12 protein-coding genes are annotated in these 14941 nt (G+C 65.4%); 4 read left to right on the forward strand and 8 right to left on the reverse strand.

What is annotated here, in order from left to right:
• Window positions 1-73: 73 nt before the first annotated feature.
• The 4 genes from Q8R75_RS17865 to Q8R75_RS17880 form a co-directional block, all read right to left on the reverse strand.
• A complete protein-coding gene (locus Q8R75_RS17865) occupies window positions 74-349 on the reverse strand; it encodes a cupin domain-containing protein (RefSeq protein WP_305611320.1) in 276 nt (91 codons plus the stop codon).
• Window positions 350-798: 449 nt separating this feature from the next.
• Window positions 799-3165, reverse strand: a complete 2367-nt coding sequence (pbpC, locus tag Q8R75_RS17870; RefSeq protein ID WP_305611322.1) for a penicillin-binding protein 1C — start codon at window positions 3163-3165, stop codon at window positions 799-801.
• A gap of 6 nt (window positions 3166-3171) precedes the next feature.
• Window positions 3172-3741: a DUF2007 domain-containing protein gene (locus Q8R75_RS17875; protein WP_305611323.1), complete on the reverse strand. Its 570-nt coding sequence runs from the start codon at window positions 3739-3741 to the stop codon at window positions 3172-3174.
• 127 nt (window positions 3742-3868) lie between these two features.
• On the reverse strand, window positions 3869-4078 hold the full coding sequence (locus tag Q8R75_RS17880; protein ID WP_305611325.1) for a hypothetical protein: 210 nt from the start codon (window positions 4076-4078) through the stop codon (window positions 3869-3871).
• Between the two features lie 107 nt (window positions 4079-4185).
• Between Q8R75_RS17880 and Q8R75_RS17885 the strand changes: the two genes are divergently transcribed.
• Complete coding sequence (locus Q8R75_RS17885; protein WP_305611327.1) at window positions 4186-4788, forward strand: hypothetical protein; 603 nt, start codon at window positions 4186-4188, stop codon at window positions 4786-4788.
• Between the two features lie 9 nt (window positions 4789-4797).
• Here Q8R75_RS17885 and cfa read toward each other — a convergent pair whose 3' ends face one another.
• On the reverse strand, window positions 4798-5955 hold the full coding sequence (cfa, locus tag Q8R75_RS17890; protein ID WP_305611329.1) for a cyclopropane fatty acyl phospholipid synthase: 1158 nt from the start codon (window positions 5953-5955) through the stop codon (window positions 4798-4800).
• 115 nt (window positions 5956-6070) lie between these two features.
• The gene (locus Q8R75_RS17895; protein ID WP_305611330.1) at window positions 6071-8002 is read right to left on the reverse strand and encodes an ATP-dependent DNA helicase; all 1932 of its coding nucleotides are present in this window, start codon (window positions 8000-8002) and stop codon (window positions 6071-6073) included.
• A gap of 210 nt (window positions 8003-8212) precedes the next feature.
• Here Q8R75_RS17895 and Q8R75_RS17900 point away from each other — a divergent pair, with 210 nt between their 5' ends.
• Entirely contained in the window at window positions 8213-8485 is a 273-nt protein-coding gene (locus tag Q8R75_RS17900) for a BrnT family toxin (protein ID WP_305611332.1), read from the forward strand.
• 6 nt (window positions 8486-8491) lie between these two features.
• A complete protein-coding gene (locus tag Q8R75_RS17905) occupies window positions 8492-8707 on the forward strand; it encodes a BrnA antitoxin family protein (protein ID WP_305611333.1) in 216 nt (71 codons plus the stop codon).
• A gap of 319 nt (window positions 8708-9026) precedes the next feature.
• On the opposite strand, the gene Q8R75_RS17910 is transcribed toward Q8R75_RS17905, so the two are convergent.
• Window positions 9027-9557 carry a hypothetical protein gene (locus Q8R75_RS17910; RefSeq protein ID WP_305611334.1) on the reverse strand — a complete coding sequence of 177 codons (531 nt, stop codon included), beginning with the start codon at window positions 9555-9557 and terminating at the stop codon, window positions 9027-9029.
• 493 nt (window positions 9558-10050) lie between these two features.
• The gene (locus Q8R75_RS17915) at window positions 10051-12228 is read right to left on the reverse strand and encodes an EAL domain-containing protein (RefSeq protein ID WP_305611336.1); all 2178 of its coding nucleotides are present in this window, start codon (window positions 12226-12228) and stop codon (window positions 10051-10053) included.
• Window positions 12229-12790: 562 nt separating this feature from the next.
• On the opposite strand from Q8R75_RS17915, the gene Q8R75_RS17920 reads away from it, so the two are divergent.
• Window positions 12791-14917, forward strand: coding sequence for a transporter substrate-binding domain-containing protein (locus Q8R75_RS17920; protein WP_305611337.1), 2127 nt, complete (start codon window positions 12791-12793; stop codon window positions 14915-14917).
• Window positions 14918-14941 lie beyond the last annotated feature (24 nt).

The following is a 14941-nucleotide window of genomic DNA, read 5'->3' on the forward strand; positions in this document are numbered from 1 at the left end:
CGAAGCAAAAACAAAAGCCCCGGATCGCCGGGGCTTTTGTTTTTTCAACCCGCTATCGGGTCATCCGTGTGGTTCAGCTGTGCTTGTAGTGCTTGCGCAAGGGCTTCACCACTTCCCACATCGACTTCATGCCCTTCGGGAACACCACGAAGTCGCCGGCCTTGATCACCACCTTGTCGCCGCCTTGCGGCGTGACATGGATCTCGCCCTCCAGCAGATAGGCGCTTTCTGTCATGCCGAAATCGAGCGGAAACTTCGACACTTCCTTCTCCCAGATTTCCCAGCTCGACACGCCCAGTTGCTTGAGCTTGTCTTCCGACGGATTGTGTTCAACGATGATTTGAGACATGGTCATTCCCGGGTTGGTGACTGAAATTGCTGAAAAAAACTGCCTGAGCAAAATTCAGGCAGCTTGAATATTCCGGACGATCGCGGCCTTCAATCAAGGATGCGACCGGATCTTGCGTCATCGGCACGCGCGACGCATCGTCACCATCGCTGCCGTACGTGTCAAGGCGGCCCCACGCCTGATCGCAGAAACGAACCACATCGCTCCGGCGCGGGCCAGCTTCCCGTGGGCGAATTCCCGCGAACGGAACAGGTCGGGACTTCATTCCGCCGATAGCGCAGCGCAACGACAATCGGCCTGGAGCTGTCCCCGTGGGAGCGGCGGGGACGCCGCTCCACAGCCGCTCCCACAACCTTTCCCAGAGCGCTTCCACCGCCCGTTCCACACGCAGCATCCACAGACTGCTCCAATAGCGCCCGCCGCCAGAACCGCTTGCAGCAGTCGGGGGCTTATCGCAGGACCCGGGTATCCGGTGCCGGATCGAGCACGAACCTAATGCTGTGGTGGCGCCCCTCCCCGTCCAGCGCGGTCAGCCGGTGTTCGCCGGGGTCGTCGAGCAGCAGTTTGCCGCCGGCATCCGGCGTCACCCGTCGGCCATCGAGCAGCCAGTACACCGTGCCCTGCGCGCCACGCGCCGCGAGCTGCAGCGACACATGGCGCTGATGCGGCGCGGGGCGCAGGCGCAGGCCGTCGGTGAGGCCGACGATGCGCAGCGTCGCGGCCGGGGCGGTATCAATCGGCGCGCAGCCGGGTTTCCAGTCGGGCATGCGCTGGTCAGACGGCAGCCAGCCGGCAAGCCAGGGATGCAACAACACCGGCCAACGCGCGAAATCCTGTGCTTGCCCATTACCGCAGCCGGACACGGTGCGCAGGCCGCTCGCCGCATCGATCCACACGGTCTGCCGCAGGCTGCTGCCGTCGATGCGGTCCGGACGGGTCGGCGGCACGGCGCCGGCGAGCGACCAGGCGCTGCGGCGGCGATGACACAGTGGTGCAGGTGTATCGGCCGTGGTCGTGCCAAGCGGCCAGCAGATGTCGACCGCCTGCACCGACCCCGGCCGGTCACGCGATGCACGCGCTGTCCGCGGTAGCGCCGCGGCGATGTCTTTCAACAGCGGCGCTGCCGCGTTGGCGCCGAAGAAGCCGGGATTGGGCGTACCGTCAGGCCGTCCTATCCAGACACCCAGCGCATGGCGGCCGGCCACACCGACCGCCCAGGCATCGCGAAAGCCGAAGCTGGTGCCGGTCTTCCAGGCCAGCGGCGCGCTGCCACCGCCTTCGATGAAGGGACGGTCCGGATGACCGCCGCCTTCCAGAATGTCGCGCACGATCCACGCCGCACCTTCGCTCATCAGCCGTGATTCCGCGCGCGGCGCGTCCGGCGCTAGGCGCGGCGTTCCAGCCAGGCCGCCGGCTGCCAGTGCGCGGTAGGCGCCGACCAGTTCTTCCAGCGTGACGCCGGCGCCGCCCAGGATGAGGCTGAGGTTGGGCTGTTCGCCGGTCGCAATGCGCAGTTTGAGCCCACCCTGAGCAAGCCGGGCGGCGAAGCGCGGCGGCGTGATCTGGTCGAGCAGATCGACGGCCGGCACGTTGAGCGAGCGCTGCAGCGCTTCGGCCGCGCTGACCGGCCCCGAAAAATCGGCCTGGAAATTACCCGGCTGGTAGCCGCCGAAGGCCTGCGGCGCGTCGATCAGCAGGCTTTCGGAATGGATGAGGCCGTCGTCGAGCGCCATCGCATACAGGAAGGGTTTCAGTGTGGAGCCGGGCGAGCGAACGCCGCGCACCATGTCGACGTGGGCGCTGCGTCCGGCGTCGGTGAAGTCAGCCGAACCGGCATAGGCGCGCACCTCCAGCGTGTCAACATCCATCACCAGCGCGGCGATCGAGACTTTCGGCGGCAGCACCGAGGCGCGGTCGGCCAGCAGGCGCTCGACCGTGCTCTGCAGTTCGCGGTCCAGCGTGCTGGCGACGCGAGTGAGGCCGCGGCGGTCCGATCGGCGCACCTGGCCGCGCAGACGTTCGGCCGCCAGCGGCGCCAGCCAGCCAGCCTGCAGGCGCTGTGCGATGACCGGTTCGATACGCGCGTCGGCCACCTCTTCGGGCGACCAGATGCCGAAGGTGGCCATACGTGTCAGCACGCGGTCGCGCGCGACCTGAGCGGCCTGGGGCGCGCGGTCCGGACGCAGGCGGCTGGGCGCGCGCGGCAAGGTCGCGAGCAGCGCCGCTTCGGCTTGACTCAGGTCGCGCGACGGCTTGCCCAGGTAGGCGCGACTGGCCATTTCGACGCCTTCAACGATGCCGCCCATCGGCGCGTGGTTCAGATACAGCGTGAGGATGTCGTCCTTCGACAGCCTCCATTCGAGCTGCAGCGCACGCGCCATCTGGCGCAGCTTGCCGCGCGGCGTGCGCGGCACCGGTTCGAGAATGCGTGCGACCTGCATGGTGAGCGTGGAGCCGCCGGACACGATGCGCCCGCTGCCCGCCCACTGCCATGCGGCGCGCGCCAAGGCGGCCGGATTGACGCCCGGATGCCAGCGGAACCAGCGATCCTCATAGCCCAGCAGTGCTTCGACATAGCGCGGCGACACATCGGCCAGCGTGACCGGATAGCGCCACGCGCCATCCGCACCCGGCCATGCGCGCAGCGGGCTGCCGTCTCGCGCCAGCACGATGAAACCATCGTCAGGGCCGGGCAAAGGCGGCGGAAACAGGCGATCGAGCAGCCACAAAGCGCCAACAAAAAGTAGTGAAGCGAGGAGGATGCGGCTGCCCAGGCGCCCGGCGCGCGGTGCCGCCGGACCGATTGCAGCCGGCACGGACACTCAGCGCAAGCGCTGTGCGGCGCCGTACCCGGGCGAGGACGGCGCCACCGGAAGCACGTCGGCGTTCGTCGCACGGCCGTCAATGCGACCGCCGACATCGGTGACTTCGACCACCTCGACGGCCTCGACCGCGCGCGCGTACAGCCAGCATGCCGTCGCGACCACGGCCACGGCAATCCACATGCCGAAGGGGTTGCGGCCATTGCGCCGGCGCTGCGGGGGCTGATGGGGCTGCCGCTGCACAGACTGCTCGCCAGCAGGAGCGGTGACATTGTCGGGCGACGCGTCGTCATGCACCGACTGCTGCGAAGCGTCAGCGATGTCGCAGACCGCGCTGGCTTCCCAGCGTTCGATGACCGCACGCCCCGCGCCATAGTGGTGATCATCCACCATCAGCCGGACCAGGCCGGCAGCCGGCAGTTCGCCCATGCCACCCTGCAGGAACTCACCGTGGATCACCGCCGGCACGCCTTCCTGTGCCAGCAGATCCTTCAGCAGATGGGCTTCGACGAGGCTGGCCGCTTCGTAGAGGGTTTTCATCGTGATCGGTGCACAGAGGATGAATGACATGAAGGGTACATCACCGCCGCGGGCAGATCATGTTGCAGCGCTCACACAGCAACCGCATCACGGTCCTTCAGGGGCGCGCTGGGGGCAACAGGCGAACGTGGCGACGCGGCGGTGAATGCGACGGCTTTCAGCGGACGCGGCGCACGTTCAACCCCGGCGAAGCGAGGTCCTGGAAGCACTTGGTCAGCGCCTCGGCCAGCCGGTCTTCAGCCAGCCCGCTCGGGAACGACACCTCATAGTCGCGATGACGCATGCCGGGGCCCAGCCGGTAGGCGACCCACGCCCCCGACTCCTCGCAAACTTCGATTTCGAACCGGCCGTAGACTTCGAAAACCATGGTGCGTAACCGGTAGATTGAGACCACAAAATCCGGATATCCCGCCTGAGGCGTACCGGATGCATGTCTGAAGACCAAAAACGGTTCTCGTGGCGCCATCATTCACGATGAACCGGGCCGCTACCGTGATGCCGCGCGGGCGGAGCGCCTCGCGCAAACAAATACTCGTTTCGCCGGACCAACCTGCTCAACCGCTGCTCAAGCCGGATCGAAGTGCAACCGTAAAATCGAACTGGAAGACGTTGGCTGAAAGCCCGCGTCACCGGCTGATTGCGACTGCGCACAAGGATAACGCCAACATGATGAGCGAAAAGGCCTCCGAACAAACCTATGTTGCGCTTCTGCAAAACTGGATCGCAAGTCTGCGCAAGCGCTTCAAACTCAGCCCGTCGTGGATGGCCGCAATCGACAAGCTGGAGCGCCGTCTGGCCGAGCGCCCGCAATCGGTCACGGCACTCGATGTGGGCCGCCTGTTCCAGCCGCTCGAAAAGCATCGCGCTGTGACCGAGCACACCCCCGGAGCGGACCGCGCGCTGCAATATCTGATCGAGTCGGGCCGCCTGGGCGAGATCGAGAATGCATCGGACGAGCTCTATGCATGGTTCCGCAAGCACTACCTGTGGGCCACCGGCAGCCTGTCGATCAATGTCAGCGAGCTGAACACCCACACCTCCGACGAGGCGATCCGCCAGTACTTCAATGTCGGTTGATGCGCCGCGTCAATTGATGCGCCGATAGCCGCCGGGCACACCGGCCGGCGACAACACCCACTGCCAGAGCTGGATGTCGCGCGCGCGGAAGGCGCCGGCACACGACAGCAGGTAATAACGCCACATGCGGCGAAAGCGCTCGCCAAGCCGGTCGGCAAACTGCGGCCAGGCAGCTTCGAAATTGCCATGCCAGGCCATCAGCGTGCGGTCGTAGTCGGCGCCGAAGTTGTGCAGGTCTTCGACCACGAACAGATCCTCAAGCGAGTGGCCGATCTGGTCGACCGCCGGCAGATCGCCGTTGGGGAAAATGTAGCGGTCTATCCAGGGGTCGGTCGCGCCGCGCCGCGTGTTCTTTCCTATCGTGTGCAGCAGCAGCAGGCCGTCCGGATGCAGGCAGCGCCGCGCCACCTGCATGAAGGTGCGGAAGTTCTTGCGTCCGACATGCTCGAACATGCCGATGCTGGCCACCCGGTCGAAGGCCTCGTCGACCTCGCGATAGTCCTGCAGCCGGAACGCCACCGGTAGCCCTGCGTAGCGCGCGCACGCCCACTCGACCTGCTCGCGCGACACAGTCACGCCGACGCATTCCACACCATAGTGTTCCGCCGCGTAGCCGATCAGGCTGCCCCAGCCGCAGCCGATGTCGAGCAGACGCATGCCAGGTTCGAGCTTGAGCTTGCGGCACACCAGATCGAGCTTGGCTTCCTGCGCGCATGCAAGGTCGCCGGCGTCCTTCCAGTAGGCGCAGGTATAGGTCATGCGCGGATCGAGCATGGCAGCGTAGAAATCGTTGCCCAGATCGTAGTGGCGCTCGCCGACCTGCCAGGCGCGGCGGCGTGTCTGGCGGTTGAAAATGTGCGCGCTGAGCGCATGCAGGACGATGCGCGCCGGCTGCACGCGCTCTCCCAGACGCGCACGCAACAGCCGGGCGAAGAATTCGTCGAGATGGTCGGCGTCCCATTCGCCATCCATATAGCTTCCGCCCAGACCGAGGCTGCCCTGCGCGAGCAGACGTGCCGGCAGATCGGATGAATGGATGCGCATGTCCCACGGCTCGGTTCCGTCCGTTTCAATGCCGGCCTGCGCAAGCAGCCCGGACAGCACGCGCAATTTCGACGAACGGGCGACGTCGTGCGCCGGCCCCCTGAAAAGTGCTTCGCGCAACATGGCGACACCTCCCGGACTTCGGATCAACGATTCCAGACTACGGCCAGAGTACCGCGCGGGTGCCGGCGCAGATCGGAAATTCGCGCAATCTCCGATCGGGAAAATCGCGAAGCGATCAGCCGCCCAGGCTTTCCAGAAACTGCACCGCCACGTCTTCGCTGCGCGTGCGGCGCATCGGCGGCAGGCTGCGCCAGATCGTCTTGCCGTAGTGCTTGTCGATCAGGCGCGGGTCGCACACCACAAGCACGCCGTGGTCGCGCTCGTCGCGGATCAGCCGGCCGGCGCCCTGCTTCATGCTGATCACCGCGTGCGGCAGCTGGTAATCCATGAAGGCGTTGCGGCCTTCGCGCTTCATGTGTTCGATGCGCGCCGACAGCACCGGGTCATCCGGCGGGGCAAACGGCAGCTTGTCGATGATGACCAGCTGCAGCGCGTCGCCCCGCACGTCCACCCCTTCCCAGAAGCTCTGGCTGGCGACCAGCACCGCGTTGCCGGCAGCGCGGTGGCGCTCGAGCAGTTCGCTGCGCGTGGCCTGGCCCTGCATCAGCAACGGGCGATCAGGGTCGTAAGCCGACAGCTTGTCTTCGATCAGCTCATGGATGCGCTTCATCGCGCGCAGCGAAGTGCACAGCACGAACACGCCGCCGCGGCAGGCCTTGATCAGCGGCCAGGCGGTGCGCGCCACCGCTTCGGCGTATGTGGGCGCCGACGGCTCGGGCATGTTTTCAGGCGCGTACAGCAGCGCCTGCTCGCCGTAGTTGAACGGACTGCCCCATTGCGCGGTCTGGGCACCGGCCAGGCCCAGCTCGCCGCAGTAATGGCCAAAATCGCCGCCGACCGCCAGCGTGGCTGACGTGAAGATCCATGCACGCGGGTTGTCTTCCATCTGGCGCCGGAAAATGTCGGCCACCGAAAGCGGCGTGGCATTCAGCGCCAGCGCTTGCGTGTAGACCTCGGCCCAGCGCACACGGTCGGGCTGGTCGGGCTTCTGCCAGCGTTCGATGCGCGCCACCAGATCGAGCGAGCGCTGCCAGCACTTTTCCAGCCCCTCGCTGCGTCCGGCCTGGGTTTCGAGCACGCCGGCCAGCTCACGCAGCGCGTCGAGCACGGTGGCCAGCGCCGGCGCGAAGGCGGCGCGCTCGTCGATCTGCACCGCCGACAGCCGCACGTTCTCTTCGCGGAACACCAGCCGAAGGTCGCGCGCCGTCTTGGCCATGCGCTCGGCGGCTTCGGGCAACTGCTTGAAATCCTTGGCGTTGATGACCGCCTCGGCGCGCGTGTCGCGCGCCAGTTCCAGCATCTGCGAGGTCGATACCGACTCGCCGAAAAACAGGCTGGCGGTCTCGGCAAGCTGATGCGCTTCGTCGAACACCACCGCATTGCAGGCCGGCAGCAGTTCGGCCACGCCCTCGTCACGCAGCATCAGGTCGGCAAAAAACAGGTGGTGATTCACCACCACCACGTCCGCTTCCATCGCCTCGCGCCGCGCCGCGGTCACAAAGCATTCCTTCGCGTTCGGGCAGTCCTGGCCCAGACAGTTGTCGCGCGTCGAGGTGGCGGACTGCCACGCGCCCGACTCTTCCGGCACCTCGGTGCACTGCGCCTTGTCGCCGCTGCTCGTCACCTTGGCCCAGCGCGCGATGGCCTGCAGATGACCGGCCTCTTCGCGCGACCCGAGCCGGCCGTCGTGCAAGGAACGTTCGAGATGGTAGTGGCACAGGTAATTGGCGCGCCCCTTCAAGAGCGCAATCGTCACCGGCACGCCGAGCGCGCCGCGCACTGTCGGCAGGTCGCGCTGGAACAACTGGTCCTGCAGCGTCTTGGTGCCGGTTGACACGATCACCTTGGTGCCGGACAGCAGCGCCGGCACGAGGTAGGCGTAGGTTTTGCCCGTCCCGGTGCCCGCCTCGACCACGAGCACCCCGCGCTGTTCGATCGCCGCCGCCACCCGCTCGGCCATTTCCGTCTGCTGCGCACGCGGCGTGAATCCTTCGATCGCCCGCGCAAGCGGTCCGTCGACGGCAAAGGTGGTGGGGATGTCTGGCACGAAGAGGCGATCGGAAGAAGGTTGGCGGAAGTGTACAGCACGCCTCGCCGCTGACCTGCACCGCGCCGCGGATTTCTTGCCCGAAGAATCCTTTTGGTATATTCGACCACACCCCTGTGCAACTGATCCGACGGTGACCACCGCTGCCCTCACACAGTCCATCACGTCCTTGAAATGTAACTACATCGTAGTTACATTGGGATCATCGTCGTGATCGTTTTCGAATGGGACGAACAAAAAGCCACCGCCAATCTCCGGAAGCACGGCGTCAGCTTCGAAGAGGCAAAAACCGCCTTCTCGGACGAGCACGCGCGATTGATCGTTGACCCGGATCACTCGGCAGACGAAGACAGATTTGTTCTGCTGGGTTACGGACACGGCCAGACGCTGCTTGTCGTGTGTCATTGCCACCGCGCTTCAGATCGCATCATTCGCATCATTTCGGCCAGATGTGCCACGCGCCGCGAAGCGACGTTTTACTGACAGGACATGACCTTGCGCCCCGAATACGACTTCTCGAAAGCAACAAAGAACCCTCACGCCGCACAACCAAAGAAGCAGATCACCATCCGGCTCGATGAAGAATCGATTCAGTACTTCAAGTCACTCGCAGCAGAGACCGGCATTCCCTACCAGAGCCTGATCAATCTCTATCTGCGCGACTGCGCCGCGTCGCGCCGGACGATTGATCTGAAATGGACGTGACTTCGCTGCAACGCTCGGCAGAATTGGCGTTGCGTAACCGCTACCCCATACGTACGAAGGGAACAGCCGCAGTCCCAAGCAGGACGCAGTTGATGCACAGAGGATCGCCGCACGCAGATCGGCTGCCATTTCCGGGTAGGTGACCGACTGGAGACCGCAGCGACCATGGCGACCAGATCGCAGCCAGGCGCCTGGCGGGCTGCGGCCCGGCGCCCGGCCGGCTGCTCGACCACGGCGTCGATCACGCGTGGTCTTCAGGCTGGATTGTCGTGATTGGCGACAATGCATGCGTCGCCAACCCGACAGGGCGGCTGCCTGTTCAGAGTCTTTTCAGTCCTTCTTCGTAGGTGATGACTTCGTACACCTGGGCGTACTTGAGCGCACCGTCGGCGATGGTGTCGACCTTTTCGGCCGTATCCATCTTCTTCATCTTCGTCTTGTCGAGGTACAGGAAGTCGATCAGTTCGTTGTACACCGAGGTGTCATCGATCGGCAGTACATAGACCGACACGCCGTCGAATTCGATCTGATAGCGCGATGCGCGATCGAGGTCCGACACGTAGATGAAGTACTTGCCGCCCGCCTTGATACTGGGGCCCAGGGCCGCGATCAATGCCGGCAGCGCTTTGAAGGACGGCAGCGAACCCGCGAGAAACGAAAGGGTCGCTTCGCCGTTGTCCGCAACGGCAATGGTCTCCTTGAGCAACACGGGGGGTTCGGTCGTCACGGTGATTTCACCGCGAAAGCCGAAGCGGCCGGGCAGGCGTGTCGGGCCTTTGAGCGCGGGCTTTTGCAGGCGACCTTCAGCTTCAAGGCGCTGAAACGCGGGGGATTCGGTGGTGGCAGTCATGTCGTGTCCTGTTGATCCCGTCAGCTGGCTGGAGCGCCAGGGCGGGGGAGTTCTTTCGGGGGCGAAAGCGGTGGAAGGACAAAAGAGCCTGCCGCGAAAATGCCGGTCGGGCCGGGTCGTTCGTGCAGGTCTTCAAGCAAAGGTGCGCGGCCGGCCTTGCGTTGCGCAAGACGCGATGGAATCAGCAGTTGATCGACGTGGTGCGGGCAAGATTGCCTGAACCTGCCGTCGCCATGTGCAGCACTCCCGTAGCACAGACCAAGCACTTATCGAGCCATGCAGCCAAGGCCGCCGGTTCGCAGTGCCGCCTGACCGGCACGGGCCACGACAATGAGCCTGCACCGGCGCTTGCAGTCGTGCAGATCGCGGAGCTTCATGCGGAGCAAGCACCGCCTGGTGGCCCCGTGGAAGCCGCTGGTCGACGACCTGCCCTAAGGGTTCCGGTAGGGCGTAATTGGTGAAGCGGCCGACGGGTCGGCCGGGGAGCCGATGGCTATTGCGCAGCGGCTGAGCCGCTGAGCGGCTGGCGCCGACCGCTGGCGAGCAGCGCGGTCGCTTCGGCGGCGGGCAGCGCGCGGCTGAACAGGTAGCCCTGCATGACCTGGCAGCGATGTTCCTGCAGGAAGGCAAGCTGGGGCGCCGTTTCGACGCCTTCGGCGACGACTTCCATGCGCAGCGCGTGGGCCATGGCGAGAATAGAGGCGCAGATCGCGGCGTCGTCCGGGTCGTCGGAAATGTCGCGTACGAAAGAACTGTCTATCTTGATCACGTCCAGCGGAAAGCGCTTCAGGTAGGCAAGGCTGGAATAGCCGGTGCCGAAGTCGTCCACCGCGATCGAAATTCCCATGTCCTTGATCTGGCGCAGCACGCGTACGGATTTCCCGGCGTCCTGCATGAGCAGCGATTCGGTGATCTCGACTTCCAGATTGCCGGCGTCGAGGCCGCTGTCGCGCAGCGCGCTGGTGACGGTTTCCACCAGATCACTGCCGGCGAACTGGCGCGCCGACAGATTCACCGCCATGCGCAGGTGCGGGCCGAATTCGTTCACCCAGATGTGCGCCTGGGTGCAGGCCTCGCGCAGTACCCAGGTGCCGATCGGCACGATCAGGCCGGTTTCTTCGGCCAGCGGTATGAATTCCAGCGGCGACAGCAGGCCGCGGCGCGGATGTCGCCAGCGCACCAGCGCCTCGAAGCCGGCGATGCGTCCGTCGCGCATCAGATCGACCTTGGGCTGATAGTGCAGCTCGAATTCGTCGTTGGCCAGCGCGGCGCGCAATTCACGCTCCAGTTCGAGCCGGTTGTTGGCCGCGCCTCCTTCTTCCGGGTTGTAGAAGCGCAGCGTGTTGCGCCCCTCCTTCTTCGCCCTGTACATCGCGAGGTCGGCGTGCTTGAGCAGCGTGCCGGCGTCCGCACCGTCGGTCGGGAACAGCGCCACGCCCATGCTGGCGGTGCAGTAGATCGGATGGCCGAGCAGTTCGACCGGCGGCTCGATGGCGCGCATCAGGTTGCGGCACACCGTTTCGGCGTCGGCCGCGCGCTGCAGGTCGGGCAGCACGATGACGAATTCGTCGCCGCCCTGGCGGGCCAGCGTGTCGCTCGCGCGCAGGGCGTGCGACAGGCGCTCGGTGATCTGGCGCAGCAGTTCGTCGCCGGCGTCGTGGCCCATGCTGTCGTTGATGACCTTGAAACGGTCGATATCAACGAACAACACGGCCAGCATGGATTTTCCGTCGGCCTGGCGGGCCAGCGCGCGATTGAGGCGGTCGCTCAGCATGGCGCGGTTGGGCAGGCCGGTCAGGGCGTCGAAATTTGCCGCCTGGTAAAGCTTGGCTTCGCTGAACTTGTGCTCGGTCACGTCGCGTGCAATGCCGTCGACGCGCACGCGCGCGCCCGATTCGTTGCACACCACGCGGGCGCGATCGTGTATCCAGCGCACTTCGCCATCGGGTCGCACGATGCGGTACTCGCTCGCCAGACTGCCGACCTTCGACACATCCTTGAGCGAATGGCGCATGCGCTCGCGGTCGTCCGGGTGGACCATGTCCAGCCAGTCGATGCGGCCGTCGAGGAACGCCTCCGCGGGTACGCCGTAGATATTGACCGCAGCCGGATTGAGATAGACCAGTCGCTGCGTCCTGAGATCGATCGACCAGATGATGTCTTCGAGGGTGGCGAGGATGCTCTGCAGGCGCAGTTCGCTCTCGCGCAGCAACGCATTCGCAGCCAGCCGCTCGCGATGCGCAGCCGCTTTCTTCATCTCGCGATCGATGACGGCCGGCAGGCGCTGCAGGTTTTTCTTCAACAGGTAGTCCTGCGCGCCCGCCCGCATCGCCGCGACCGCAGTGTCCTCGCCGATGCCACCCGACACGATGATCAGCGGCAGGTCCGGGTCAAAGCGCTTGACGATATTCAGAGCGTCCAGACCATTGAAGGTCGGCAGCAGGTAGTCGCTGATGACAATGTCCCAGCTCCCACGCACCAGCGCATCGCGCAACTCACCCGGTGTTTCGACACACACCGACGTGACGTCGTAGCCACCTGCCCTCAGGCGGACGAGCAGCACGCACAGGTCAACAGGATTGTCTTCGACGATCAGCGCGCGCAGGGCGACCGTGACCGCGGGAGAGGCCGATTGCTCGCGAACCGCCATGTCGCGGGGGGTGTCCTGCATTGGGTGTGATCTCCTCTATGTCCTCATATACCGATCGGGACGTGGGTGAGTATCGGCCACAACGCCGGCTCACTTGAGCCGTATGCGGCGCCAGGCCATTGCAGGGGTGTGCTGATCGGCGTGTCGTACCGAACGGTGCACTCGGCCGCGAAACGATTCCAATACGTTCGGGCGCTGATGCACTTGCTGGCACCTTACCATCGCCTTGATGCCGATCTGCTTCCAGCATAGGGCTTTGCGCTGGTCAGTGGCCAAGGATGCAGTGAGTGAGCGAAATCAACGCAACAGAACCGTCATGAAACACCCACACTGGCCGAACCCGCAGAATGCGGGATGACTGTCGTCTTGCCAGCGCACACCAACAACCCCCACAATTCATAAGTGATTCAGTAATGATCGCCCTTCAGACCCCGTAACGGACGCGCACAGCACGACGCTGCTGGGGAGATCTCTTGTAATCTTGCGCCCGGCAGGGCGTCCGGACCACAACGGGAATGAGTCCGCAACCGCCGCAGCCCACTTGATTCAAGCGATGACGCACCGGTTCCACCCGAAGCACTCGATGAGGATTTGCCTGCCGGCGTCAGGCCTGCGCAGCACCCGCCTTTTCCATTCTGCAATCCGTCCGCTGCTTGTCGTCATGCTCTGCGTCGGCGCGTGCGGCGCGACATTTGCCGATGCGCTGCGCTACGGCGGAGACCGCGACTTCCGGCCATTCGAGTTCATCGACGAGAGCGGCCAGCCGCAGGGTTTCCAGATCGAACTGATCGCCGAACTGGCGCGCGTGACGGGTTTCGACATCGTCCCGCGTCTGGACGACTGGTCAGCCATCGAGGCCGATTTCCGGGCCGGCAGGCTGGACCTGATTGCCATGTCGCACACGCGCAGCCGCGAGCAGTGGGCGGCGTTCGCAAGTGCGCACGCCACACCGGCCATGTCGATCTATCACCGTCGCGACACTGGCGCACCGGTATCGCTGGCCGACCTGGCGCGCGGCGTCATTGCCGTGCCCGACAGCGAACCGATGCGCGAAACCCGTGCGAATTTCTTCTCCGGCGAGCAGTACCGCTTTGTGACTGTTGCAGATCACGCCGCTGCGCTCGCAGCGCTGCGCGACGGCAGCGCCGTGTTTGCGCTGATGCCGCGTGCCTACGGCGACAAGCTGCTGGCCAGCGGCCGGTACGACGCGGTAGTGGCGAGCGACTTCATGCTCCGACTGCAGGATTACGGCTTTGCGGTGGCACCGGAGAACGAGGCGCTGCGCGAAGTGCTGAATGACGCGCTGAAGGAACTCGAACGCTCTGGCCAGCTCGATGCCCTGCGCATGAAGTGGCTGAGCAGTCATCGCGCCGCGGCGGAGCACAGCGCGCTCGAGGCGCGCGTAATCACGCAACGCATGGACCTGATGCTGCTCGGCGCGGGAGCGGCGGTCGCACTGGGCTGGCTGGCACTGCGGCTGCGTCGCCGTGCGGCGCAGACCGCGCGCGAACGCATCCTTCGCGCCGAAGCAGAACAGGCACTGCAGCGGGCCGAAGACCGGCTGGCATGTGCCTTCACCCATCACCCGGACGCCATGTTGATCAGCGAATACCACAGTGGCCGGGTGCTCGACGTCAACGACGCGCTGTGCCGGCTCACGGGTGCCGAGGCGGACGCACTGATCGGCGAGCCGATCGACGCACTGCGCGCCTTCGTCGACCCGGATGGCCTGAACACGCTGCTCGAACTGATGCACACCGACGGCGCTGTGAGCAGCACGCCGTTGCGCCTGCGCAGGAACGACGGCGACCTGCGCGAATGCCTGGTGTCGTCGGGGGAGTTCCGGTCGGACGGCGCGCGCGAGGTGTTTTCCATCATCCGCGACGTCACCGATCTGCTGCGCGACAGCGATGCGCTGCGTGCCGCCTACGACGCGCTCACCGAGTCGGCGCACCGGCAGGCCGAAGCGCTGGCCCAGGCACGAGCTGCGCTGGCGGGCACCCAAAGCGAGCTGCAGACGCTGACGGCCTCGATCTCGCACGACCTGCGCGGGCCGCTGCGCATCATCCGCGGCTTTTCCAGCATGCTGCGCGACGATCTGCAGGCGGGCAACGTCGACAAGGTGCTGCGGCATGCCGAACGCATCGACAGTGTCGCGCGCCGCATGGACGACATCATCGAGGCGCTGACCCGGCTCGCCTGTGCGGCACAGCAGGCGCTCGAACCGGTGCGCCTCGACATGGAGGCCAGCGCTGCCCAAGCCTGGGCGCTGCTGACCGAGATGGGCGAAACCGGCCGCACCACGCTGCGCATCGGCAATCTGCCATTCGCCACCGGCGACGAAGCGATGCTGGCCCAGGTGTGGCAGAACCTGCTGGGCAACGCCTGCAAATACTCGGCGAAGGTGGAGGATCCGCGCGTGGCCATCGACGCCTTCGTCGAGGACGGCCGGCAGTGGTACCGCGTAACCGACAACGGCGCCGGCTTCGACATGGCTTATGCCCGTCATCTGTTCGAGCCTTTCCGCCGCCTGCATCTGGCGAGCGAATACGCCGGTTCCGGCGTAGGGTTGAGCGTCGTGCACCGCATCGTCCGCCACCATGGCGGTGACATCCGGGCGCGCGGAAGCGTCGGTGTCGGCGCGGTGTTCGAATTCACGCTCGACAGGCCATCCCTTGGCACGGACGCCCTGGCCAAGCCGAACGAATGAATCGAACACGTCGGGGCGCCCGTA

The organism is Methyloversatilis sp. (assembly GCF_030696805.1).
Lineage (GTDB): Bacteria > Pseudomonadota > Gammaproteobacteria > Burkholderiales > Rhodocyclaceae > Methyloversatilis.